Annotated in this window: 21 protein-coding genes; 11 read left to right on the forward strand and 10 right to left on the reverse strand. The window is 72.1% G+C overall.

The genetic code is table 11. From position 1 onward, the window contains the following. Positions 1–6: 6 nt before the first annotated feature. Together AB5J51_RS35465 and AB5J51_RS35470 are read right to left on the reverse strand one after the other, a co-directional pair. Positions 7–1,878, reverse strand: a complete 1,872-nt coding sequence (locus AB5J51_RS35465; protein ID WP_369779568.1) for an ABC transporter ATP-binding protein — start codon at positions 1,876–1,878, stop codon at positions 7–9. A 69-nt stretch (positions 1,879–1,947) separates the two neighbouring features. Further along, the gene (locus tag AB5J51_RS35470) at positions 1,948–2,118 is read right to left on the reverse strand and encodes a hypothetical protein (protein ID WP_168724187.1); all 171 of its coding nucleotides are present in this window, start codon (positions 2,116–2,118) and stop codon (positions 1,948–1,950) included. Between the two features lie 182 nt (positions 2,119–2,300). Between AB5J51_RS35470 and AB5J51_RS35475 the strand changes: the two genes are divergently transcribed. Beyond that, positions 2,301–2,537 carry a chaplin gene (locus AB5J51_RS35475; protein ID WP_053787507.1) on the forward strand — a complete coding sequence of 79 codons (237 nt, stop codon included), beginning with the start codon at positions 2,301–2,303 and terminating at the stop codon, positions 2,535–2,537. Between the two features lie 52 nt (positions 2,538–2,589). On the opposite strand, the gene AB5J51_RS35480 is transcribed toward AB5J51_RS35475, so the two are convergent. The 3 genes from AB5J51_RS35480 to AB5J51_RS35490 all read right to left on the reverse strand — a co-directional run bounded on the left by AB5J51_RS35480 (position 2,590) and on the right by AB5J51_RS35490 (position 6,416). Next, on the reverse strand, positions 2,590–3,828 hold the full coding sequence (locus AB5J51_RS35480) for an MFS transporter (protein ID WP_369779569.1): 1,239 nt from the start codon (positions 3,826–3,828) through the stop codon (positions 2,590–2,592). Beyond that, positions 3,825–5,198 (reverse strand): GH1 family beta-glucosidase, encoded by a 1,374-nt coding sequence (locus tag AB5J51_RS35485; RefSeq protein ID WP_369779570.1) that lies wholly within the window; start codon positions 5,196–5,198, stop codon positions 3,825–3,827. Before AB5J51_RS35485 ends, AB5J51_RS35480 begins: the two co-directional genes overlap by 4 nt. A 93-nt stretch (positions 5,199–5,291) precedes the next feature. Beyond that, positions 5,292–6,416 (reverse strand): CapA family protein, encoded by a 1,125-nt coding sequence (locus AB5J51_RS35490; RefSeq protein WP_369779571.1) that lies wholly within the window; start codon positions 6,414–6,416, stop codon positions 5,292–5,294. Between the two features lie 60 nt (positions 6,417–6,476). On the opposite strand from AB5J51_RS35490, the gene polX reads away from it, so the two are divergent. Continuing rightward, positions 6,477–8,201: a DNA polymerase/3'-5' exonuclease PolX gene (gene polX, locus AB5J51_RS35495; RefSeq protein WP_133899029.1), complete on the forward strand. Its 1,725-nt coding sequence runs from the start codon at positions 6,477–6,479 to the stop codon at positions 8,199–8,201. A gap of 54 nt (positions 8,202–8,255) precedes the next feature. Here the strand turns inward: polX and AB5J51_RS35500 are convergent, their stop codons facing one another. The 4 genes from AB5J51_RS35500 to AB5J51_RS35515 all read right to left on the reverse strand — a co-directional run bounded on the left by AB5J51_RS35500 (position 8,256) and on the right by AB5J51_RS35515 (position 11,181). Continuing rightward, the gene (locus AB5J51_RS35500) at positions 8,256–8,471 is read right to left on the reverse strand and encodes a hypothetical protein (protein ID WP_133899030.1); all 216 of its coding nucleotides are present in this window, start codon (positions 8,469–8,471) and stop codon (positions 8,256–8,258) included. Then, the gene (locus AB5J51_RS35505; RefSeq protein ID WP_133899031.1) at positions 8,468–8,884 is read right to left on the reverse strand and encodes a hypothetical protein; all 417 of its coding nucleotides are present in this window, start codon (positions 8,882–8,884) and stop codon (positions 8,468–8,470) included. The genes AB5J51_RS35500 and AB5J51_RS35505 overlap by 4 nt, the downstream gene beginning before the upstream one ends. 138 nt (positions 8,885–9,022) lie before the next feature. Beyond that, positions 9,023–10,468, reverse strand: a complete 1,446-nt coding sequence (locus AB5J51_RS35510; RefSeq protein ID WP_369779573.1) for a sensor histidine kinase — start codon at positions 10,466–10,468, stop codon at positions 9,023–9,025. Next, positions 10,465–11,181, reverse strand: a complete 717-nt coding sequence (locus tag AB5J51_RS35515) for a response regulator transcription factor (protein WP_053787500.1) — start codon at positions 11,179–11,181, stop codon at positions 10,465–10,467. Before AB5J51_RS35515 ends, AB5J51_RS35510 begins: the two co-directional genes overlap by 4 nt. Before the next feature lie 244 nt (positions 11,182–11,425). Between AB5J51_RS35515 and AB5J51_RS35520 the strand changes: the two genes are divergently transcribed. The 3 genes from AB5J51_RS35520 (at position 11,426) to AB5J51_RS35530 (ending at position 14,240) form a co-directional block, all read left to right on the forward strand. Then, the gene (locus AB5J51_RS35520) at positions 11,426–11,773 is read left to right on the forward strand and encodes a bifunctional 3-phenylpropionate/cinnamic acid dioxygenase ferredoxin subunit (RefSeq protein ID WP_053787499.1); all 348 of its coding nucleotides are present in this window, start codon (positions 11,426–11,428) and stop codon (positions 11,771–11,773) included. After that, positions 11,770–12,954, forward strand: coding sequence for an NAD(P)/FAD-dependent oxidoreductase (locus AB5J51_RS35525; protein WP_053787498.1), 1,185 nt, complete (start codon positions 11,770–11,772; stop codon positions 12,952–12,954). Before AB5J51_RS35520 ends, AB5J51_RS35525 begins: the two co-directional genes overlap by 4 nt. 98 nt (positions 12,955–13,052) lie before the next feature. Beyond that, positions 13,053–14,240 (forward strand): aromatic ring-hydroxylating dioxygenase subunit alpha, encoded by a 1,188-nt coding sequence (locus tag AB5J51_RS35530; protein WP_369779574.1) that lies wholly within the window; start codon positions 13,053–13,055, stop codon positions 14,238–14,240. On the opposite strand, the gene AB5J51_RS35535 is transcribed toward AB5J51_RS35530, so the two are convergent. Further along, complete coding sequence (locus tag AB5J51_RS35535; RefSeq protein WP_053787496.1) at positions 14,212–15,009, reverse strand: IclR family transcriptional regulator; 798 nt, start codon at positions 15,007–15,009, stop codon at positions 14,212–14,214. The two genes, AB5J51_RS35530 and AB5J51_RS35535, sit on opposite strands and share 29 nt — an antisense overlap. Positions 15,010–15,175: 166 nt before the next feature. On the opposite strand from AB5J51_RS35535, the gene betA reads away from it, so the two are divergent. From betA to AB5J51_RS35565, 6 genes are all read left to right on the forward strand, one after another. Next, the gene (betA, locus tag AB5J51_RS35540) at positions 15,176–16,870 is read left to right on the forward strand and encodes a choline dehydrogenase (protein ID WP_369779575.1); all 1,695 of its coding nucleotides are present in this window, start codon (positions 15,176–15,178) and stop codon (positions 16,868–16,870) included. An 11-nt stretch (positions 16,871–16,881) separates the two neighbouring features. After that, a complete protein-coding gene (locus AB5J51_RS35545) occupies positions 16,882–17,766 on the forward strand; it encodes a methylenetetrahydrofolate reductase (protein WP_136223326.1) in 885 nt (294 codons plus the stop codon). 160 nt (positions 17,767–17,926) lie between these two features. Next, on the forward strand, positions 17,927–19,396 hold the full coding sequence (locus tag AB5J51_RS35550) for an aldehyde dehydrogenase family protein (RefSeq protein ID WP_136223328.1): 1,470 nt from the start codon (positions 17,927–17,929) through the stop codon (positions 19,394–19,396). Between the two features lie 28 nt (positions 19,397–19,424). Then, positions 19,425–20,507, forward strand: coding sequence for a glycine betaine/L-proline ABC transporter ATP-binding protein (locus tag AB5J51_RS35555; protein ID WP_369779576.1), 1,083 nt, complete (start codon positions 19,425–19,427; stop codon positions 20,505–20,507). Beyond that, positions 20,507–22,531 (forward strand): ABC transporter permease, encoded by a 2,025-nt coding sequence (locus tag AB5J51_RS35560; protein WP_369779577.1) that lies wholly within the window; start codon positions 20,507–20,509, stop codon positions 22,529–22,531. The genes AB5J51_RS35555 and AB5J51_RS35560 overlap by 1 nt, the downstream gene beginning before the upstream one ends. A 22-nt stretch (positions 22,532–22,553) precedes the next feature. After that, positions 22,554–23,570, forward strand: coding sequence for an ABC transporter substrate-binding protein (locus tag AB5J51_RS35565; protein WP_053787490.1), 1,017 nt, complete (start codon positions 22,554–22,556; stop codon positions 23,568–23,570). Positions 23,571–23,759 lie beyond the last annotated feature (189 nt).

The following is a 23,759-nucleotide window of genomic DNA, read 5'->3' on the forward strand; positions in this document are numbered from 1 at the left end:
TCGGGCTCACGACAGGACCTTCAGGGCGGTCGCGGCCGTGGGCGCGTCGGCCCCGGGCGCACCGCCGTTCGCGCGGTGCAGGCGGGCATAGGCACCGCCCCGGCGGAGCAGCTCCTCGTGCGTGCCGCACTCGACGACCCGGCCCCGGTCCAGGACCACCGTGGACGTCGCGTCGCGCACGGTGAGCAGGTTGTGCGAGATCACGACGGTGGTCCGCCCGGCCATCAGCCGGCGCAGCGGTTCCATGATCCGGCGGCCCGACTCGGCGTCCAGGCCGGTGGTCGGTTCGTCCAGGAGCAGTACGGGCGCGTCCCTGACCATGGCGCGGGCGATCGCCAGGCGCTGTGCCTGCCCGCCGGACAGCGTCCGGCCCCGCTGGCCCACCACGGTGTCGTAGCCCTCGGGGAGCAACCGGATGAACCCGTCGGCGTCGGCCGCGCGGGCCGCGGCCACGATGTCCGCCTCCGTTGCGCCGGGCCGGCCGTAGGCGATGTTCTCCCGTACGGTGCCGTGGAAGACGAGCGTCTCCTGCAGCACGACCGCGACGTTCTCGCGCAGTTCGGACAGCCGCAGCTCCCGCAGATCGGTGCCGTCGAGGAGGACCGCCCCCTGGTCCGGGTCGTAGAAGCGCAGTTGCAGCTTCCCGATCGTGGACTTGCCCGCGCCGCTCGCACCGACCAGCGCCAGCGTGGTACCGGGCTCCACGCGCAACGAGACGTCGCGCAGGGCCCACCGCGACGTGCCCGGATAGCGGAAGGAGACGCCGCGGAACTCGACATCACCCCGGGCGCGCCCGATCCTGCGGGCACGTGCGGCCTCCACCTCGACGACCTGTGGGCGCTGGTCGAGCAGTTCGATGATCCGCTCGGCCGAAGCGGACGCCGCGTAGAAGGTGGTCGTGAGCTGCGACAGGTCGCGGATCGGGCTGTAGAGCTTGCTCAACAGGGCGATGAAGACCAGTAGTCCGCCCAGCGTGAGCTGCCCCTGCGCCAGCTTCCACGTACCGAGGCCCATCACTGCCAGCGCGCCGGTCAGTTCGATCACCTCGACGACCGGGCCGTAGACGGAACGGATCCGGGCCGAGACCATCTCCGCGCGGAACCGGCCCATGCTCTCGCGGGCGAACCGGCCTTCCTCCGTCCCCTGCCGGTTGTACGCCTGCACCAGCGCGATGTTGCCGAGCGACTCCTCGGCTATCGCGCTGATCGAGCCGCTGCGCCGGCGCCGCTCCCGGGACGCGGCCCTGACCAGCCGGGAGAAGCGCCGGGCCGAGGCCCAGAAGAGCGGCACGATGATCAGCGCGAGGAGGGTCAGGTCCCAGCTCAGGTAGAAGAGCAGGCCGAGGAAGACGCCCAACTGGATGACGTAGTAGAGGGCGTTGGCCACTCCGGAGAGGAGGAACGTCTCGATCGCGTCGACATCGCCGGTGATGCGCGAGAGTACGTCCCCCAGCCGCCGCCGTTCGAAGAACCCGAGCGAGAGCCCCTGGACGTGCCGGTAGACGTCCGAGCGCAGGGCCAGCAGGAAGCGCTCGCCGACCCAGGTGGACATCACGTCGTCGGCGAACTCCAGAACCCCGGACAGGACGACGAGTCCCAGGTAGGCGAGTGCGATCCAGAGGAAGGGGCGCAGATCGCGCGGAACGAGGACCTCGTCCACCACGATCTTGAAGAGCCAGATCTCGGCCGCGTCGATGAGGGGGCCGATCATGCTGAAGAGGAGGATCGGGAAGAGCCAGCGCCGGCCGCCGCGCGTGTACGGCCAGAACCGCCGGAAGGCCTCACGCGGAGCGACCGGCGGCGCGGCGGCGACGACCGCATCGGGATCATCGGCCACCGACAGCAGCCGGTGCAGCGCATGCCACGCGAGACGCCTCATGGACGCGGTCCTCAAGGATTGCCGGCTGGGCGGTGCTAGGAGCGGGGTCCGCCCAGCCGTTCTCGGCGGTCAGCAGCCGCGACCGTGGCGGCCGTTGTTGCCGTGGTGGCCGTTGTTGCCGTGGTCCGTGTTGCGGTGGCGACGGTGCCGGCGCCTGCCGGTGGTGTCGTCGTGCCCCGAGGTCCAGTCCCTCTTTCCGTGACGGCGGTTTGCTGGGATGAGATGAGTGAAGATCGCCATGAGCTTTCCTCCTGGAGAGGCTTCTACAGGGGCATACGGTCCAGACGCTCCGGGAGATTGCCCTTTCCGGAAAAAATCTTCCTCCCGCCGCGGACGGCGCCCACGAGTGGGTGAATCGGCCCCCTTCGGGCCCGTCTGGTATGGGATGGCCCGGCACACCCTCATCCGATGGGAGACCCCACATGAAGATCCGTACTCTGGCCGTTGCGGCCTGTCTGGTCGTTGGTGCGACGCTGGGCGGGATCGGCAGCGCTTCCGCCGATGCCTCGGCCGAGGGCTATGCCATCGGCTCGCCGGGCATCCTCTCGGGCAACGTCGTCCAGGTGCCGATCCACATCCCGATCAACATCTGCGGCAACAGCATCAACGTCATCGGGGTGCTGAACCCGACCGCCGGCAACATCTGCATCAACCACTGACACACGCCCCGCATGCGGTGTCACCGGTCCCGTCCGGTGACACCGCCCGGCGTTACGGGACCCCGCGGATGCGGCGGACCAGTACCGACCCCGCCAGCGCCAGGGCCCCCGCGAACGCGTACAGCGCCGTGTACCCGCCGAAGTGGGTGACCACCGGCGCGGCGATCACCGGAGCCAGCACCTGGGGCAGCGCATTGGCGATGTTGATGACGCCGAGGTCCCGGCCCCGGTCCTCCGCCGTCGGCAGCACGTCCGTCAGCAGGGCGAAGTCCACCGACGTGTAGACGCCGAACCCGACCCCGAGGACGAGCGAGGCGACGATCGCCCCCGTCCAGGTCTGCCAGACGGCGAGCAGCAGGGTGGCCGCCGAGATGACCAGCCCCGACCCGATGACGTAGACCTTCCTGCGGCCCGTACGGTCCGAGCGCACACCACTGATCACCACCGTGGCCAGCAGGGTGAGCGCGTTGAGCGCCGTCAGGATCAGTACGCCCGTGTCCGCGTCGTCCTCGTAGTGCACGGCGTCGGTCAGGTAGTACAGCAGGTACATCGTGCTGACCGAGTACGACAGGTTCATCAGGAAGCGCGTCAACCAGGCCCAGCCGAAGTCGGGATGGCTCCGCGGATCGATCCAGAAGCCGGTGAGGAAGGTCCGCCACCGGAAGGCGGGCCGGGCGGCGGGCCACAGGCGCGTGTCGCGCCGCATCACCACGTACGGGACGGCCGCGAGCACCGAAAAGGCCGCGCACGCGAGATACCCGGCGGTGACGCCGCCCGCGACCGTGGCGAGCGCCGTACCGACCAGGATCCCGCCGACCTGCGCGACCCCGAGCCAGCCGCCGACCAGGCCGCGCTGCCGGGGCGGAACCTGGTCGGGCACGGCGGCGGTGAGGGCGGCGAACGCCGCGTTGAGCGCGAGCTGGACCAGGCACCAGCCCGCGATCACCCCGGCGACGCTCGAAGCCCGTGCGAGGACGAGCAGCCCGGCCGCGCCGCCCGCAACTCCCGCCACCACCCAGGGGATCCGCCGGCCCGCCGGCGACGTCGTACGGTCCGACAGGGCGCCGAAGACCGGGTTGGCGACCATCGAGACCGCCGCGCCCACCCCCGTCACCAGGGCGAGCGTGGACGCCTTGTGGTCCGGGGTGAGCTGCTGCGCCTGGCGGGCCAGGAGCAGTTGGAGCGGGCCGAACCAGCCGACCCAGACGCCCAGATTCGCGAGGGACAGCGCACCGACCCAGCGCCCGCCGACCGGGCTGCCGGTCTCCGCGGCCGTCCGTTCGACGGTCATCTGCCGCCCTTGATCAGGGCGCGGTACCAGGCGTACGACTCCTTCGGGGTCCGCTCCAGCGTCTCGTAGTCGACGTGGACCAGCCCGAAGCGCTGCCTGTACCCCTCCGCCCACTCGAAGTTGTCGAGGATCGACCAGATGAAGTAGCCGCGTACGTCGACCCCCTCCGCCATCGCCCGGTGCAGGGCGGCCACATGGCCCTCGTGGTACGCGATCCGGCGCGCATCGGCGACCCGCCCCGTCGCAGGATCCGGCCCGTCCCCGTACGAACAGCCGTTCTCGGTGATGTACAGCGGCGGCAACCGGTCGCCGTAGCGCTCGCGCAGGGAGACGAGCAGTTCGCGCAGCCCGTCCGGGACCACCGGCCAGCCGAAGTCGGTGTGCTCGTACCCCTCGATCGGCCGGATGCCGAAGGGGAGGTCCGCGGGTATCTCGATGCCGCCGAACTCGCCGGTCGGAGAGGCCGGTTGCGGGGCGCCGACGCGCATCGGGTTGTAGTAGTTGATCCCGTACCAGTCCAGCGTCGCCGAGATGGTCTTCAGGTCCTCCGCCACCGGGCCCGGCAGCAGCGAGGCCAGGCCCTCGTCGGGATATGCGCCGGTCAGGATGGGATCGGCGAAGAGCCGGTTCGTGAGCAGGTCGTACAGCTCGGCGGCACCGCGGTCCTCCGCGCCGTCGCTCGCCGGCCACACGGGGCTGTGCGAGGCGGCGATGCCGATCTGCCGGGCGCCCGCCGCACGCAGGGCCTGTACGCCCAGCCCGTGGGCCAGGAGCTGGTGGTGCGCAGCGGGCAGGGCGTCGAAGACGAGACGCTTGCCGGGGGCGTGCTCGCCGAGGCCGTATCCGAGGAGGGTGACCTCGGCGGGCTCGTTGATGGTGATCCACATCGGGACGCGGTCGGCCAACCGCTGCGCGACCACTGAGGCGTACGCCGCGAACCGTTCGGCGGTGTCGCGGCTGAGCCACCCGCCCTTCTCCTCCAGGGCCAGCGGGGTGTCCCAGTGGAACAGGGTCGGCACCGGGGTGATGCCGGCGGCGCAGAGCTCGTCGACCAGCCGGTCGTAGAAGTCGAGCCCCTTGCGGTTGACCTGCCCGTGGCCGTCCGGCAGGACCCGCGACCAGGACACCGAGAACCGGTAGGCGCCGACGCCGAGTTCGGCCATCAGGGCCACGTCCTCGCGGTAGCGGCGGTAGTGGTCGGTGGCCACGTCCGCGTGCGAGCCGTCCCGGATGCGTCCCGGTTCCCTGGTGAAGGCGTCCCAGGAGGACGGGCCCCGGCCGTCGGCAGTGGGCGAGCCTTCGATCTGGAAGGCCGAGGCGGAGACGCCCCAGAGGAAATCGGCGGGGAACGCGGGTACGGGCGCTGTCATGCGGGCTCACTTCGGTCGCAGGTGCATCGCTGACGGCACACTTTTGGGCCCCGGAGCCCGCCCTGTCAATGGAAAGTGAACAATCCTCAACTTCTACGGCGGGGTGGTGGCGGCGGTGAGCCGGAACGCGCCGTCCGGCTCGCGCCCGAGCTGCACGCCGAACCCCCGGCAGATGCGGACGAGTACCTCGTACAGCCACCGGGAGTCCTCGTCCGTCACCGGCCGCAGCCGCAGCCGACGCGACTGCAGCGGTACGAGGCGGACGTCGACGAGCCGGCCGTCCGCGGGGTCCACCGACACCAGGTACAGCAGCCGCAGGTCGTCCCGGAACTCCGTGTACCCGCCGATGCCCTCGTAGTCGTTGACGAGGTCGCCGCACCCGTAGGCGATGAACCTCCCCCGGTACACCTCCATCGGCCGCGGATGGTGCGAGGAATGCCCGTGGACCAGATCCGCACCGCCGTCGACGAGCGCGTGCGCGAAGCCGATCTGCTCGCCCGGGACGCGGTAGCCCCAGTTGGAACCCCAGTGGATCGACACGACCGTCACGTCGCCCGGCCCTTTCGCCCGCCGGATCCGGTCCACCACCTCCGCCGCGGCGGCATGCGTCGGCTCGGCCACGAAGGCCACGCCGCTGCGCTCCGCCGTCGCGGCCCAGCCGTGCGGAACACCGCTCGAGGCCATGGCCAGCGAGTGCACCAGCAGCCGCCCGCCGCCCGGGAGCGGGACGGCCGCGGGACGCCGTGCCCCGGCGAGGTCCCGGCCTGCCCCCGCGGTCCGCAGCCCCGCGGCGGCCAGCGCCACGAGGGTGTCCTCGAGCCCGGTCCGGCCGTGGTCCAGGACGTGGTTGTTGGCGAGGGCGCAGACATCCGGGCGGGCCGCGGCCAGGCACGGCAGGTTGCCGGGGTGCATCCGGTAGTGGACCGCCTTGCCGCGCGCCCGGTCGTCACACTGCGTGACGGACGTCTCCAGGTTGAGGATCCGCGCGTCCGGCGCCGCGGCGTCGAGCACCCGCAGTGCATCGCCCCACGGCCACGCGAAGCCGACCGGGCGCGGCACCGCGCCGCCGACCTCCTCGGCCAGCTCCACGTACGTCCGCGCGTCCCGTACGTACGTCTCCCGCAGCCCCGGATCCCCGGGGTGCGGCAGGATCTGGTCGATGCCGCGGCCCAGCATCACGTCCCCGCAGAGGAAGAGCCTGACCAGGTCACCGCCCATGACTCAAGGCTAGGTCGCGCCGGTCGAGCCGGGCCCCCGTGCAGGGGGCACTCTGGAGGTATGCCCAGGGCCAACGAACAGGTCGAGGCACTGCTCCAGGAGTACGCCGACCTGATCGCGATCAGCGGCGGCGACGCCTTCAAGGCGCGCGCGTACGAGAAGGCCGCCCGCGCCATCGGCGGCCACCCGGCCGATGTCGCCGCGCTCGACGTCAAGGGCCTGCGGGAGATCCCGAACGTGGGCAAGTCGATCGCCGAGAAGGTCGTCGAGTACCTCAGCACCGGGCACGTACCGGACATCGAGGCACGCAGGGCCGCCGTACCGGCCGGGGTGCGGGCCCTGACCGCGATCCCCGGGCTCGGGCCCCGCAAGGCCCTCGTCCTGTACGAGGAGCTGGGCGTCTCCTCCGTCAAGCAGCTGGAGGACGCCATCCGCAAGGAGCGGCTGCGCGACCTGAAGGGCTTCGGCGAGCAGACCGAGCAGAACATCCTGCACGGCATCTCCGTACTCCGGAGCGCCGACGACCGGATCCTGCTCGGCGCGGCGATGGACATCGCCGAGCAGATCGTCGCCGAGATGGAGCGGATCCGCGGGTGCGTGCGGTGCACGTACGCGGGCTCGCTGCGCCGGATGCGCGAGACGATCGGTGACGTCGACATCCTGGTGGCGGCGGAGACGTCCGCCCCGTTCATGAGGGCCCTCGCCGAGCTCCCCTTCACGGCCGACGTCATCGCGCACGGGGCGAAGAAGACCTCCATCCGCACCGGGGCCGGCCTCCAGGTCGATCTGCGCGTCCTGCCGCCGGCGTCCTGGGGCGCGGGACTGCAGTACTTCACCGGATCGAAGGCGCACAACATCCGCACCCGCGCCCTGGCGGTGCGCCAGGGCCTCAAGCTCTCCGAGTACGGGCTCTTCGACGCCGAGAGCGGCAAGAACCTCGCCTCGGAGACCGAGGAGGAGATCTACGCCCGGCTGGGCCTGCCCTGGATCCCGCCGACGCTGCGGGAGGACCGCGGGGAGATCGCGGCCGCGCTGCGCGACGAACTCCCCGATCTCGTGGCCGAGGGCGACATCCGGGGCGACCTGCACACCCACACGGACCTCACCGACGGCCTCGCCTCCCTGGAGGACATGGTGGCCGCCGCTGCGGCGCGCGGGTACGCGTACTACGCGGTCACCGACCACGCGCCGGACCTCGCCATGCAGCGCATGACGCAGGAGAAGATCCTGGCGCAGCGCGAGCAGGTACGGGCCATGGACCGCACGGTGCACGGGATGCGGCTGCTGCACGGCACGGAACTCAACATCGGCCCGGACGGGGGCCTGGACTGGCCCGACGAGTTCCTCGCGGGCTTCGACCTGTGCGTGGCCTCCGTGCACTCCCACTTCGGCCAGAGCCGGGCCGCCATGACCCGGCGCTTCATCCGGGCCTGCGAGAACCCGCACGTCGCCGTCATCGGGCACCCGACCACGCGGCGGATCGGGCGGCGCCCCGGTGTGGACGCCGACTTCGACGCGGTCTTCGAGGCCTGCGCGCGGACGGGCACCGCCCTGGAGATCAACGCGCATCCGGAGCGGCTCGATCTGCGCGACGAGGACATCCTGCGCGCGAAGGGCCACGGGGTGAAGTTCGCGGTCAATTCGGATGCGCACGCGACCACGCACCTGCCGTACCTGCGCTACGGGGTGGGCACGGCGCAGCGCGGCTGGCTGACCAAGGACGATGTCATCAACACCTGGCCGTGGGCCCGCCTGCGCCGGTTCCTGCACGGGAAGCGGGCCTGACACCCGTGCCCGCCCCCGTGGATCGGGGCAGGCCGGGCGTGCGTGCGCAGCGGGTCAGTTGTTCTGGGTGGCGTCCGAGTCCGCCTGGGCCGCCGCGCTTTCGGCGTCGTCCAGCTTCTGCTGCATGTCCTTGACCTGGGCGTCGTCGGAGCTCACGGACCGGGTGCCCTGGGGCTCGGCCTTCGCGCCCGGGAGGCAGCCGGTGAGCAGCAGCGCGGCCGCCGTGAGCAGGGTGGCGAGACCCGCGGCGGCGCGGCGGGGCACGTTCACTTGGACTCCTGCGCGGAACACCAGGTGCTGACGGCCTTCAGGTCGTCCTGCCGCTTCTGCAGGGTGGGCAGCAGGCTCTTGCGGAAGGTCAGGCGGTCGTTCAGGTAGGTGTGGACCTCGGTGTGGCCGGCGGTCTGCGCGTTCGCGACGCGCTGCTCCAGGCGGGCGACGGAGCCGAGGACGGTGACGTCGCCGTTGAGGCGGTCGATCGCGGTGCTGACGCGGGTCTGCGTCTTCGGCAGACGCTTGCAGATCGCCTTGGCGCCGTCGCCCTTCGGCGCGGACTTGGCCGACTTCGGGGCGGCGGGGGCGGGGCTGCCGCCATCGGCCTGGGCGGGGACGGCGGAGAGCAGAGCGCCGGCCAGCGCCACGGCGCCGATCGCGGCAGCGGCGGTCCTACGGTTCGGGAGCATGGCTGTATCCCCTTCGGTACGAACGGGCCGGCTCACAGGCGGCCGACCGGTCAGGACGGTAGGAGGTGTCTTTGTGGAAACTTTGTGAGTCCACAGGAACGCCCCCGTGGGGGCCGGCCCTGGCCGGTTCGTCGCCGTTCAGTCCCCTCGGGAGATCCAGTCGCGGCGCCTCGGCAGGCGCAGCGTCGGCGCGTCCGCGGCCGACAGGGGCAGGCGCACCTCGACGCGGGTGCCCGCGGCGTCGGGCGGCGTCCCGATCGAGATCGTGCCCTGGTGCAGCGCGACCTGCTGGGCGACGAGGGTCAGACCGAGCCCGGAGCCGGGGCTGCCCGGGCGGTGGTGGAACCGGCGGAAGACGGCTTCCCGCTCGCCGGGCGGGATGCCGGGCCCCGCGTCGTCCACGGTGAGCACGGCGTGCCCGCCCTCCGCGCGCAGCCGTACCGCGATCCTGGCCGGCTCGTCGGGCAGGTGGCCGTGCACCACCGCATTGCCCAGCAGATTGGCGAGCAGGATGGCCACCCCGGCATCCCATCCGAACACCCGCAGCTCCGGCGGGAGTTCAGCTTCGATCCGGACCGTGGGATGGCGGCGGCCGGTCTCGCCGCAGACCGTGTCCACCAGCTCGGAGAGGTCGAGGGAGGCGAACGCGGACACCTCCACCAGATCGCCCCGGGCGAGCATCCGCAGGGCCGTGAGCAGGTCCAGCAGCCGGGCGTGGTCGCTCTGCAAGTCCCGTACGATCTCTGCCCGTTCGGCGGGGGAGAGGTCGGGGTGGGCGGCGAGGACGTCCAGGTCGGTCCGGATGCTCATGAGCGGTGTGCGCAGCTCGTGCGAGGCGGCGGAGGAGAACGAGCGGGCGGTGTCGAGCGCCTGCGCCGTCCGGGCGGCCTGCTCCTCGTACCGGGCCAGCAACTGGCCGATGGCGGTGGCAAGTTCGTCCACCTCGGCGATGTTCACCGGTGCGGTGGCGAAGGCGGCCGCGCCCGCCCCCGGGTCGAGCGCGGCGGCCCGCCGGCTCAGCCTCCGTACGGAGGCGGTGGCGCGGCCGGCCAGCGCGTACGCCAGCAGCCCGGAGACCGGCGCCGACAGCAGGGCCACCAGCAGGACCCGGCGGCGCACGGCGACGACCTGAGGGTCGGCGGCCGATGCAGGGGTGAACAGCCAGAACGTGCCCGGGGCCGGCCCGGCGACCGGGACGGTCAGCACCCGCCAGGCATGGCCCTTGGCCCGGACGGTGACCGGCCCGTCCGGCGTCCGCTCGGGCAGTCGTACCGGGTCGGCGGGCTGCGGCCCGCCCTCCAGGACGACCGTTCCGTCCGTGGTCCGTACCCGGATCCCTGCGTCGAGCACGTCGCCGAGGACCTTGCGGTGCTGGTTCTGCTCCGCCTTCGGCCGCCCGTTCAGGTCGGCCGTGAGCATCGCCTTGACGTCCGGGAGGACGGCCGAGGCCCGGTCCTGCAGGCGGGTGTCCTGCTGCTGGTGCAGGTCGCGGCTGACCAGCCCGAGCACCAGCAGGCCCGCGGCGAGCACCAGCAGGGGCACCACCACGGTCACCGAGAGCGCGATGCGGGTGGCGAGTTTCACGCGCCGCTCCGGTCCTCGGGCACGCGCAGGACGAAACCGACCCCGCGCACCGTGTGGATCAGGCGCGGGCGCCCGCCCTCTTCCAGCTTGCGGCGCAGATAGCTGACGAAGGTGTCGACGGCGTCGCTGCGGACCTCGAAGTCGTAGCCCCACACCCGGTCCAGCAGCTGGTCCCTCGTGAGGACGATCCCCGCGTTGCGCACCAGCTGGACCAACAGCTCGAACTCGCGCCGGGTGAGGTGGAGTTCGGTCCCCTCGTGGTGTACCTGCCGGCTGGCCCCGTCGATCACCAGCGGTCCCGCCCGCAGTACGTCGGACGCGGGGGCCTGGGCCGGCCGCCGCCGCAGCAGGGCGTGCAGGCGCAGCACGAGCTCCTCCAGGGCGAAGGGTTTGACCAGGTAGTCGTCCGCCCCGGCCTGCAGCCCTGCGATCCGGTCCGCGACCTCGTCGAGGGCCGACAGCATCAGAACGGGAGTCTCGTCGCCCCGGGCCCGCAGGCTGCGGCAGACCTCCGTGCCGGTCAGGCCGGGCATCGAGACGTCGAGTACGAGGACGTGCGGGGCCTGGCCGCCGAGCAGGCGCAGCGCGGCGGGCCCGTCCTCGGCGAGGAGCACGGTGAAGCCGCTCAGCCGCAGCCCGCGCTCCAGCGAGCGGCGGATGGCGGCGTCGTCGTCCGCCACCAGCACCAGTCCGGTGGATGTGCTGCCGGTCACACTGTCCTCCTCGTGCACGGCCCCGTCGGAGCCGGGCCGACCCTCTCACGGCCGCCGGACCGCCGGGAAGCCGGGGTGTGGAGCGGGGAGGGCGCGCGAAGGTGCGGGACAGCCGTGCCATCGCGCGCGACGACCCTCAGGGCCCTTTCCGATGTCGTGAAACCTTCCTTGACAGGGTAGGGGGGCGCCCTCACACTGACGTTGCGTTCACCGCAATCCGTTTCGCTATACGCACCGAGGTGTCATGAAGATTCCCGTGTGCCGACTCGCCGATCTTCCGCGAGGCGAGGCCTGCAGACTCGATTCCGATCCTCCGATCGCGGTGTTCCATACCGAGGCCGGCGAGGTGTACGCCATCGACGACACGTGCACCCACCAGGACGCCTCCCTCTCCGACGGCTGGCTCGAGGGGTGCGAGGTCGAATGCCCCCTGCACGCCTCGAAGTTCGACCTGCGCTCCGGCAGCGTCGACTCCCCGCCCGCCAAGCGCCCCGTTCGCACCCATCAGGTCCTCGTCGAGGACGGCACGGTGTACGTCCTGCCGACCCCGGCGCCCCGTGCGGCCGTTCACCGGGTGGACGGCCGCACGTGAAGACCGTGGCCGTCGTCGGCGCCTCGCTCGCCGGCCTGTCCGCCGCCCGCTCGTTGCGCGAGCAGGGCTACGACGGGCGGCTCGTCCTCATCGGCGGCGAACCCCACCGCCCGTACGACAGGCCCCCGTTGTCGAAGGAGTTCCTCGCCGGCGAGATCGACGAGGACGCGCTCGCCCTCGAAGCGGAGGGCGAGGACCTCGCGGCCGTATGGGAGCTCGGCGTGCGGGCCATCGGGATCGACACCGGGTCGTGGGCCGAGCACCACGTACGGCTCGCCGACGGCCGGTCGGTCCGGGCCCACGGCATCGTGATCGCCACCGGCGCCGCAGCCAGGACCCTGCCCGGGAGCGAGCGCCTCGACGGCGTGCACGTCCTGCGCACCCTGGACGACGCCCGCGCGCTGCGGGCGGACCTGGCCCGCGGCGGCCGACTGGTGGTCGTGGGCGGCGGGTTCATCGGAGCGGAGGTCGCCTCCACCGCGCGGCGGCTCGGCCTCGAGGTCACCGTCGTGGAAGCGGCGCCCACACCGCTGGCCGGCCCGCTCGGCAGGGAGATGGGCTCCCTCGTCTCCCGGCTGCACGCCGACCACGGCGTGCGCCTGCTGTGCGGAACGGGCGTACGCGCACTCGCCGGTACGGGGAGGGTGGAGGCCGTCGTGCTCGACGACGGCCGCCGCCTCGACGCCGACACCGTGGTCGTCGGGGTGGGCGCCCGCCCGTGCACGGACTGGCTGGCGGGTTCCGGACTGGACTTGGACGACGGCGTACGGTGTGACGCGGCCGGCCGTACGAGCATCCCCGGCATCGTCGCCGTCGGGGACTGCGCGGCCTGGTACGAGCCCGCGGTCGGGGCCCACCGCCGGGTCGAGCACTGGACCGGCGCGCGGGAGCGCCCTGCCACGGCGGTCGCCGCCCTGCTCTCCGGCGGGCAGGGCGTGCCGGAGGCGCCCCGGCCCCCGTACTTCTGGTCCGACCAGTACGGGTCCCGGATCCAGTTCGCGGGGTACGCCGCGCAGGCCGACAGCGTCACGCTCGAGGAGGGCGCGGCGGCCGACCGCAGCTTCCTCGCGGTCTACCGGAGCGCGGGCCGGCCGGTCGCGGTGCTCGGCCTGAACCAGACGCGGCTGTTCACGCGGTGGCGGCGCAGGCTGGCCACCGCCGAGGCCCGGACGGCCGGTTGACCCACCCGGGGGTCCCGGTCCGGCACCCCTGGGCCCCGCCCTGCCGGCCCCCCCCGATGCACCACGCCCCGAACCACGACGTTCCGCGAGGAGTGCACGTGACCACGACCGGCCTGCCGGAAAGCCTGATCGCCACCCTTCCCGGCGAGTACTACACCGCCCCGGCCATCTTCCGGCTGGAGCAGGAACGCATCTTCGAGACGATGTGGTTCTGCGTGGGGCGCTCGTCCGAGCTGGCCAAGCCGGGCGCCTTCCGGACCGTGGACGTGGGCCGTGAGAGCATCCTGGTGACGCGGGCGCGCGACCAGGCGATCCGCGCCTGGTTCAACGTGTGCCGGCACCGCGGCGCGAAACTGTGCACGGAGCAGACCGGCGAGGTCAGGCGGGCCTTCCAATGCCCGTACCACGCCTGGACGTACGGCCTCGACGGCAGGCTGATCGCCGCCCCCAACCTCACGAAGATGCCCGACGTCGGCCGGACCGAGTTCGGGCTGGTGCCCGTGTCCGTACGCGAATGGCTCGGCTACGTCTGGGTCTGCCTCGCGGACAGTCCGCCCTCGTTCGAGGAGCAGGTCATGGGCGCGGCCGTCGAGCGGCTCGGCGACACGGAGTCCATCGAGCGGTACGGCATCGAGGACCTGGAGGTCGGCCGGCGGATCGTCTACGACGTCAAGGCGAACTGGAAGCTCATCATCGAGAACTTCATGGAGTGCTACCACTGCGCCACGATCCACCCCGAACTCACCGAGGTGCTCCCGGAGTTCGCCGACGGCTACGCGGCGCAGTACTACGTCGGGCACGGCGCCGCCTTCGGCGAGGGCATCCAGGGCTTCACGGTCGACGGCTCGGAGGGCCTCGACCGGATCCCCACCGTCTCGCCGGACCAGGACCGCAGGTACTACGCGATCACCGTGCGGCCGCAGGTCTTCGTCAACCTGGTGCCGGACCACGTGATCTTCCACCGGATGTACCCGGTCGCGGCCGACCGCACGATCGTCGAATGCGACTGGCTCTACCTCAAGGACGTGGTGGAGGGCGGCAAGGACGTCAGCCGCTCCGTCGAGCTCTTCGACCGGGTCAACCGGCAGGACTTCGCCGCCTGCGAGCGCTGCCAGCCCGCGATGAGCTCCCGCACGTACGCCAAGGGCGGGGTGCTCGTGCCCAGCGAGCACCACATCGGAGCGTTCCACGACTGGGTGCGGGAGCGCCTGGGCACCGGGCACGAGCAGCCGCGTCAGGAGCCGTTGCCGGGGCCGCTCAGCCCAGGTGGCCCATGCGGTGGCTGATCTCCTGTGCGCCCTTGATCAGCAGCGGCGCCAGCTCGTGCATGCGCTCCTCGGTGAAGCGGTAGCTGGGCCCCGATGCGCTGATCGCGGCGATGACCACGCCGTCCCGGTCGCGGATCGGGGCGGCCATGGCGTGCAGCCCGATCTCGTACTCCTCGAACGTCATGGCGTACCCGCGGTCCAGGGACGCGACGAGGTTCTTCTCCAGCTTCGTCCTGGCGGTCAGGGTGCCCGGCGTGTACTTCTTCAGCCCGGCCTCCGCCAGCAGCTGCACGCGCTGCTTCGCCGGGAGGTGGGCGAGGAGCACCTTCCCGCTGGAGGTGGCGTGCAGCGGGGTCAGCTGGCCGACCCAGTTGTGCGCCGTGACCGCGCCCGGGCCGCGCACCTGGCAGAGATTGATCGCGTACCGCTCCTCCAGGATCGCGATGTTGACCGTCTCGCCGAGCTCCTCGGCCAGCCGTTCGCACACCGGGCGGCCCACCTGCGTGATGTCGATCCGCCCCGTGACCGCGCCCGCCAGCCGCACGATGCCGAAACCGAGCCGGTACTTGCCGCGCTCGGTGGCCTGTTCGACGAGGCCCCGCGCCTCGAGCGCCCCGAGCAGCCGGAACGCCGTCGACTTGTGGACGTCGATCTCCGCCGCCACTTCACTGACGCCCGCCTCGCCGCGCTGGGCGAGGATCTCCAGCACGCTGACGGCGCGGTCGACGGACTGCACCCCGCCCGCCGGCGCGCCCGCGGTTTCGGTGGCTGCCTCGTAGTTGCTCATGGCGAAACTATACGCGCCGTCATCAACAGCCGACCGGGGCCGGCCGCGGCCGGAAAGTTGCGCTGAACGCAACCTGGTGCGCCTGGCGATACCCGTACTAGCATGCGCCGCATCTTGACGGCTGGGGGCAGCCCTCGGCCGGAGACGACGGAGGGACGAGACTCCGATGGTGCCCCAGCATTACGACTTCGTCATCGTCGGCGGCGGCTCGGCCGGCAGCGCCCTGGCGAACCGGCTCTCCGCGGACCCCGGCAACCGCGTCCTGGTCCTCGAAGCCGGTCGCCCGGACTATCCGTGGGACGTCTTCATCCACATGCCCGCGGCGCTCACGTTCCCCATAGGCAGCCGCTTCTACGACTGGAAGTACGAGTCCGAGCCCGAGCCGCACATGAACGGGCGGCGCATCTACCACGCCCGCGGCAAGGTGCTGGGCGGGTCGAGCAGCATCAACGGAATGATCTTCCAGCGCGGCAACCCCCTGGACTACGAGCGCTGGGCCGCCGACCCCGGCATGGAGAACTGGGACTACGCGCACTGCCTCCCCTACTTCAACCGGATGGAGAACTGCCTCGCCGCGGACCCGCAGGACGAGTTCCGCGGCCGCTCCGGACCCCTCGTCCTGGAGCGCGGCCCGGCGACCAGCCCGCTGTTCCCGGCCTTCATGGAGGCGGTCCGGCAGGCCGGATACCCGCTGACCGACGACGTCAACGGCTACCGGCAGGAGGGCTTCGCGGCCTTCGACCGCACCATCCACCGCGGGCGTCGGCTCTCCGCCGCCCGGGCCTACCTCCACCCGGCCATGAAGCGGTCCAACCTCGACGTGCGGACCAGGGCCTTCGTGACCCGGATCCTCTTCGAGGGCAAGCGCGCCGTCGGCGTCGAGTACCGCCAGGGCCGCGGGGCGCCCCGGCAGGTGCGGGCCGGCGAGGTGATCCTGTCCGGCGGCGCGATCAACTCCCCGCAGCTGCTCCAGCTGTCCGGCGTCGGCGACGCCGGCGAGCTGCGGGCCCTGGACATCGACGTCGTACACGATCTGCCGGGCGTGGGGGAGAACCTCCAGGACCACCTGGAGGTGTACGTCCAGTACGCGTGCAAGCAGCCGGTCTCGATGCAGCCCTACCTGAAGTGGCGCCACCGCCCCTGGATCGGCCTCCAGTGGCTCTTCCGTACCGGCCCCGGTGCGACCAACCACTTCGAGGCCGGCGGTTTCGCGCGGAGCAACGAGGACGTCGCCTACCCCAACCTGATGTTCCACTTCCTGCCCGTCGCGGTCCGCTACGACGGCTCCGCGCCCGCCGGTGGCCACGGCTACCAGGTGCACGTCGGCCCCATGTACTCCGACGCCAGGGGCTCGGTCAAGATCAGGAGCAAGGACCCCCGGGTGCACCCGGCCCTGCGGTTCAACTACCTCTCCACCGAGCAGGACCGCCGCGAGTGGGTCGAGGCGATCCGGATCGCCCGCACCATCCTCGGCCGGCCCGGGCTGGACCCGTACAACGACGGCGAGATCTCGCCCGGGCCGGACGTGGAGACCGACGAGCAGATCCTCGACTGGGTCGCCAGGGAGGGCGAGACCGCCCTGCACCCGTCCTGCACCGCCAGGATGGGGACCGGCGAGGGGGCGGTCACCGATCCGGCGAGCCTGCGCGTGCACGGCCTTCAGGGGCTGCGCGTCGTGGACGCCTCCGTGATGCCCTACGTGACGAACGGGAACATTTACGCACCCGTCATGATGGTGGCCGAGAAGGCCGCCGATCTCATCCTGGGCAACGAGCCGCTGCCGCCGTCCAAGGCCGAGTTCTACCGGCACCACCGCCTCGGCAGCGAGGCAGAGCAGGGGCAGCACCCCGGCCACACCTGAGGAGGAGCGGCATGTCCGCCCGGCCCACGCCGTACCCCGAACGCCCCGTACCCGCCCCGGTCACCGGGGGCGGCCTGGCCGAGCTCCTGCGCAGGGTCCGTTACGAGGTCCTGCCGGCGAAGGCCACCGAGGACAAGGTCCTGGCCCACGTACCGGCGGACGTGCCCGTCACGGTCACGGCCTCCCCGGCCAAGGGCCTCGGCCCGACGCTGGACCTCGCCACCCGCCTGGCCGGGCACGGCTACCGGGTCGTCCCGCACGTCCCGGCCCGGCAGGTCTCCGACGCCGCTCACCTCGCGGACATCGTGGACCGGCTCGTCGCCGCCGGCATCGAGGACGTCTTCGTCCCGGCCGGCGACGCCGACCCGCCGGCCGGGGCGTACGACGCGGCCCTGCCCGTGCTGCGCCGGCTCGGCGAGCTGGGCAGCCCGTTCGCGCACGTCGGCATCACCGGCTACCCGGAGAGCCATCCCCTCATCGCCGACGACGTCACGGTCCAGGCGATGTCGGACAAGCAGCCGCACGCGACCTACATCGTCAGCAACCTGTGCTTCGACCCGGCGACCCTGCGCCAGTGGCTCGCACGAGTGCGCCGCCGGCACGTCGTGCTGCCCGTGCACGTCGGGATCGCCGGCCCGGTCGAGCGCGCGAAGCTGCTGTCCATGGCCACGAAGATCGGCGTGGGGGAGTCGGCCAAGTTCCTCACCCGGCATCCCTCGTGGTTCCTGCGCTTCGCGGCGCCCGGTGGCTACTCCCCGGAGCGGCTGCTGCGCCGCAGCGCCCCCGCGCTGGGCTCGCCCGAAGCCGCGGTGGCCGGGCTGCACCTGTTCACGTTCAACCAGATAGCCGAGACCGAGCGCTGGCGCCGCGCGATGCTGGAGCGCATCGGCGGCTGAAGGGCCGAGCGCGGCCCGGGCGCCGTCGAACCGCCGTGCCCGGGCGCCCGTCCCCCTTGACGTACCGCACCCCGTGGGCGATCGTGTCGTTCCATTCCGAGCAATACGATGCGCAATACGCAACGCACATACCGGTGTTACCCGTATGGAGGCTCCGCGCGTGGCAGATCTGTACGTCGGTGGGAAGTGGCGCGAAGCGGTGGCGGGCGGCCGTCGGGACATTCACTGCCCCGCCGACGGCGCGCTCGTGCGGACCGTGTCCGAAGCGACGCGGGCCGACTCCGAAGCCGCGATCGCCGCCGCGCGCAGCGCCTTCGACGAGGGGCCGTGGCCGCGCACACCTGAACGGGACCGCGGCGCGCTGCTGCTGCGCGCCGCCGGGGTGCTGGAGCGCGAGGCGGAGGAGTTCGCCCGCGCCGAATCCCTCGACACCGGCAAGCGCCTGGTGGAGAGCGAGTACGACGTCGCCGACGTCGTGGCGTGCCTCCGGTACTTCGGCGGCATCGCGGGCACCAGCGCGGGCCGGGTGGTCGACACGGGCCGTGAGGACGCCGTCAGCCGGGTCGTGTACGAGCCCGTCGGGGTGTGCGGGCTGATCACCCCGTGGAACTACCCGCTGCTCCAGGCCGCGTGGAAGGTGGCGCCCGCCCTCGTCGCCGGAAACACCCTCGTCCTCAAGCCCAGCGAGCTCACCCCGTCCACCTCGATCCTGCTCATGCGCGCGCTGGAGGAGGCCGGGCTGCCCGCCGGCGCGGCCAACCTCGTCCTGGGAGCGGGGCCCGAGGCCGGTGCGCCGCTCGCCGAGCACCCGGGCGTGGACCTGGTCTCCTTCACGGGCGGCCTCGAGACGGGCCGGCGGGTCATGGCGGCCGCCGCGGCCACCGTGAAGAAGGTCGCGCTGGAACTGGGCGGCAAGAACCCCAACGTGGTCTTCGCCGACGCCGACTTCGAGGCGGCCGTGGACTTCGCCCTGACCGCCGTCTTCCTGCACTCCGGGCAGGTCTGCTCGGCCGGCGCCCGCCTGGTCGTCGAGGACCCGCTGCACGACGCCTTCGTCGACGAGCTCGTACGCCGGGCCCGCACCATCCGGATGGGCGGTCCCTTCGACCCCGCCGCCGAGACCGGACCGCTGATCTCCGCCGCCCACCGGGCCAAGATCGAGGAGTACGTCGCGGCGGGCCTCGCGGAGGGCGCCGTACTGCGCTGCGGGGGCCGGCGCCCCGAGGACCCCGCGCTCGCCGACGGCTTCTACTACCCGCCGACCGTGCTCGACGCGTGCCGCCCGGACATGCGCGTCGTACGGGAGGAGTCCTTCGGCCCGGTGCTCACCGTCGAGCGGTTCTCGGGCGAGGACGAGGCCGTACGGATCGCCAACGACACGGAGTACGGGCTCGCCGGCGCGGTGTGGACCCAGGACGCGGGCAAGGCCCAGCGCGTCGCCCGGCGGCTGCGGCACGGCACGGTCTGGATCAACGACTACCACCCGTACCTCCCCCAGGCCGAATGGGGCGGCTTCGGGCGTTCGGGCGTCGGCCGCGAGCTGGGCCCGACGGGCCTGGACGAGTACCGCGAACCCAAGCACATCTGGCAGAACATCCAGCCCAGGGCGCAGCGCTGGTTCCGCGGCTGAGCCGGTGCCATCCGAAGAGAGGCCGACAGTGACCGCAACGAAGACAGAACTGCCGTCGCAGCGCGGCGCGTCCGGGGGCGGGACCCCCGTGATCTCCGTCCGCGGCCTGTGGAAGGTCTTCGGGCCCAAGGCGGCGCGGGTGCCGGACTCGCCCGAGCTGTGCGCCCTCTCGCGCCGCGAGCTCATGGAGCGCACCGGCTGCACCGCGGCCGTACGGGACGTGGCCTTCGACGTGTCGCCCGGCGAGGTCTTCGTGGTCATGGGCCTGTCCGGCTCGGGGAAGTCGACACTGGTGCGCTGTCTGACCCGGCTGATCGAGCCGACGGCCGGCGAGCTCGTCTTCGAGGGCGAGGACATCCGAGCTGCCGATCGGGCGAGGCTGCGCGAGCTGCGGCGGCGCAAGTTCGCGATGGTCTTCCAGCACTTCGGGCTGCTGCCGCACCGCCGGGTCCTGGACAACGTCGCGTACGGGCTGGAGATCCGCGGCATCGGCCGGGCCGAGCGCACCCGGCGTGCCAGGGAGGTGGTCGAACTGGTCGGCCTCGCCGGGTACGAGCACTCCTACCCCGACCAGCTCTCCGGCGGCATGCAGCAGCGGGTCGGGCTGGCCCGCGCCCTCGCCGGGGACCCGGACGTGCTCCTGTTCGACGAGCCGTTCTCCGCGCTCGACCCGCTGATCCGCCGGGACATGCAGAACGAGGTCGTCCGGCTGCACCGCGAGGTCGGCAAGACGATGGTGTTCGTCACCCACGACCTGTCCGAGGCGCTGAAGCTCGGCGACCGCATCCTCATCATGCGCGACGGCCGCACCGTCCAGTGCGGTACGGGCGATGAGCTCGTCGGGGCACCCGCCGACGACTACGTGCGGGACTTCGTGGCGGACGTGCCGCGCTCGCGCGTGCTCACCCTGCGCTGGATCATGCGCCCGGCCCGCCCGGAGGACGCACTCGACGGACCGGAGCTCGGCCCGGACACCGTCGTCCGCGACGCGACGCGTGCCGTCCTCGCGGCGGCCCGGCCCGTGAAGGTCGTCGAGAACGGGCGGCTGCTGGGCGTCGTGGGCGACGAGGAGATCCTCGCGGTCGTCGCCGGCCCGGAGGGCGGTGCGTGATGGCCGCCCTGGCAGCGGCGAGCGCGCGACGCACGCCCGTACGCGGCGGGCGCGCACTGGTCGCGGCCGCGGTCCTCGTCGGGTGGGCCGCTCTCTGGCTCGCCCTGCGCGGCATCCACACCCTTCCCCTCGGCACCGCCGAACTGGCTCCGCTCCACCGGCGGTTCAACGAGATCAACGACGCCGTGGGCGCCGGCCGCAACAGCAATCCGGTCTTCCTCTACGTCTTCAACGAGATCCGGCTGGTCATCGACCACCTGGTCACCTTCCTCCAGGCGCTGATCGCGCAGCCGTCCTACGGCCGCCCGGTCCCGGTGATCGGCTGGCTGGGCGTCGTCGCCCTGGCCGGATACGTGTCGTGGGCGTTCGGAAACGTCCGGGTGGCCGCGCTGGCCGTCGCCGGGTTCGTGTTCTTGGGCCTCCAGGGGCTGTGGCGCGAGAGCATGGACACGCTCGCCCTGACCGTGGCGGCCGTCCTGGTCTCACTGCTCATCGGCATTCCGCTCGGTGTCTGGGCCGGGCTGTCGGACCGGGTGCACCGCCTGGCGACCCCGGTGCTCGACTTCATGCAGACGATGCCGACCTTCGTCTACCTGGCCCCGCTGACGCTGTTCTTCCTGATCGGCCCGGCGTCCGCCACGATCGCCACGCTGATCTTCGCGACCCCGCCCGCCGTACGCATCACCGCCCACGCGATCCGCTCGGTCCCCGCCGTCACGGTCGAGGCGGCCGAGTCACTCGGGGCGACGCGGCGCCAGACGCTCGCCACCGTGCTGCTGCCGATGTCGAAGCGGACCGTGGTGCTGGGCGTGAACCAGACCATCATGGCCGCGCTGTCCATGGTCACCATCGCCGCCCTCATCGACGCGCCCGGGCTGGGCAAGACCGTCGTCAAGGCGCTGGAGACGCTGGACGTGGGCACAGCGTTCAACGCCGGGCTCGCCATCGTCGTACTGGCCATCGTGCTGGACCGGGTGACCACCGCGGCGAGCGCGCGCAGCGAGACGGGGGTCCCCCCGGCCGGAGGCCGCGGGAGTGTGGAGGACGCCCGGCGCCGCGGCGGGCGTGCGGCGCGCCGGCGCCGCCCGCTGCTCCTCGCCGGGGGTGTGCTCACCGCCGTGTGCACGTGGCTCTCCCACACCTACGTATGGGCGGCGCAGTTCCCCGCCGGCTCCGGTGTCGGCGGGGCGATCGCCCGTACGGCGGACTCCATGACCGGCTGGGCGCAGGGCGGCTTCTCCGGTGTGACGGGCGATCTGCGCGACGTGGTCACCACCCTGCTGCTCGACCCCTTCGAGGCGCTGCTGACCGGCTCCCCGTGGTGGCTGGTCGGCGCGGTGGTGGTGGCCCTCGGTGCGCTGCTCGGCGGCCGGCGTGCGGCCGCCACCGCAGCGGTGTGCGTGGCGCTGATCGTCGGGACGGGCCTGTGGCGGGACAGCATGACGACGCTGGCCTCCGTCATGGTCGCCACGGTCGTCGTCCTGGCCCTCGGCGTCGTGGTGGGCGTGTGGATGGGGCGCAGCGCCCTGGCCGACCGGCTGATCCGTCCCGTGCTCGACGCGGGACAGACGATGCCGGCGTTCGTCTATCTGGTGCCGTTCCTGGCCCTGTTCGGCGCGAGCCGGTTCACGGCGATCGTGGCGGCGGTCGTCTACGCGGCCCCGGTGACGGTGAAGATCATCGCGGACGGGGTGCGCGGGGTACCGCAGAGCACGGTGGAGGCGGCGGTGTCGGCCGGCTCCAGCACCTGGCAGATCATCACGAAGGTCCAGCTCCCGATGGCCCGCGGAGCCCTCGCGCTCGCCACGAACCAGGGGCTGATCTACGTCCTGTCGATGGTCGTCGTCGGCGGGCTGGTCGGGGCGGGCGCCCTCGGCTACGACGTCGTGGCGGGCTTCTCGCAGGGCCAGTTGTACGGCAAGGGGCTGGCGGCGGGCCTGGCCATCGTGCTGCTCGGGATCATGTTCGACCGGATCACCCAGGCGGCGGCGCACCGGGCGGCAACAGCCCCCGGCGGGCGCTGAGGCGGAAGAAGGGGCAGGACACATGGCAGGGAACCTCAACACAGGACCGGCGCCGCGGCGGCGCCCGGCCCGGCGGGCGGCGCTGGCCGGCCTGTCGGCGCTGGCCCTCGCACTCGCCGGATGCAGCGGCGCGAAGGTCGGCGAGGCGGGCGCCGGGCCTACGGGCGGGGGCGGCAGCGCAGGGAAGTGCGGGTCCTTCAACCTCGCCGTCAACCCGTGGGTCGGGTACGAGGCCAACGCGGCGGTCATCGCGTACGTCGCGAAGAAGGACCTCGGCTGCGAGGTGACCAAGAAGGACCTCAAGGAAGAGGTCGCCTGGCAGGGTTTCGGCACCGGCGAGGTCGATGCGATCGTCGAGAACTGGGGCCACCCGGACCTGAAGAAGAAGTACATCGAACAGCAGCAGACGGCCGTCGCCGCCGGGGAGACGGGCAACAAGGGGGTGATCGGCTGGTACGTGCCGCCGTGGCTGGCGGAGAAGTACCCGGACATCACCACATGGCAGAACCTCAACAAGTACGCGGACCAGCTCAAGACCTCGGAGTCCGGTGGCAAGGGCCAACTGCTGGACGGCGACCCGTCGTTCGTCACCAATGACGGCGCCCTGGTGAAGAACCTGAACCTCGATTTCAAGGTCGTGTACTCGGGGAGCGAGGCCGCGTTGATCCAGGCGTTCCGCCAGGCCGAGGCCAAGAAGACACCCGTCATCGGCTACTTCTACGAGCCGCAGTGGCTGTTCTCCGAGCTGAAGCTCGTCAAGGTGAAGCTGCCGGAGTACAAGGCGGGCTGCGACGACGACCCGGAGAAGGTGGCCTGCGACTACCCCGTCTACGCGCTGGACAAGATCGTCAGCAAGAAGTTCGCCGATTCGGGCAGCCCGGCCTACCAGCTCGTGAAGAACTTCAGCTGGTCGAACGAGGACCAGAACCTCGTGGCGAAGTACATCGCGCAGGACAAGATGTCGCCGGACGACGCCGCCAGGAAATGGGTGGAGGCCAACCGCACGAAGGTCGACGCCTGGCTCGGGAAGAAGAGCTGATCCGCTCCCCGTTCCTGCGCACCGCACCGTGCCCGGCGGGCTGCTTCGACAGCCCGCCGGGCACGGCTGTTTCCGCCCTCTGTGCAGGGGAGTTGCGTCGCATTCCACGCTCTTGACACCGCCCTGGGGGACCGGCACTGTGAGTTGCGCAACCTGCACCACGTTGCGCTGACGGCAACTCGATTTCGT

Source organism: Streptomyces sp. R33 (assembly GCF_041200175.1).
GTDB lineage: Bacteria > Actinomycetota > Actinomycetes > Streptomycetales > Streptomycetaceae > Streptomyces > Streptomyces katrae_B.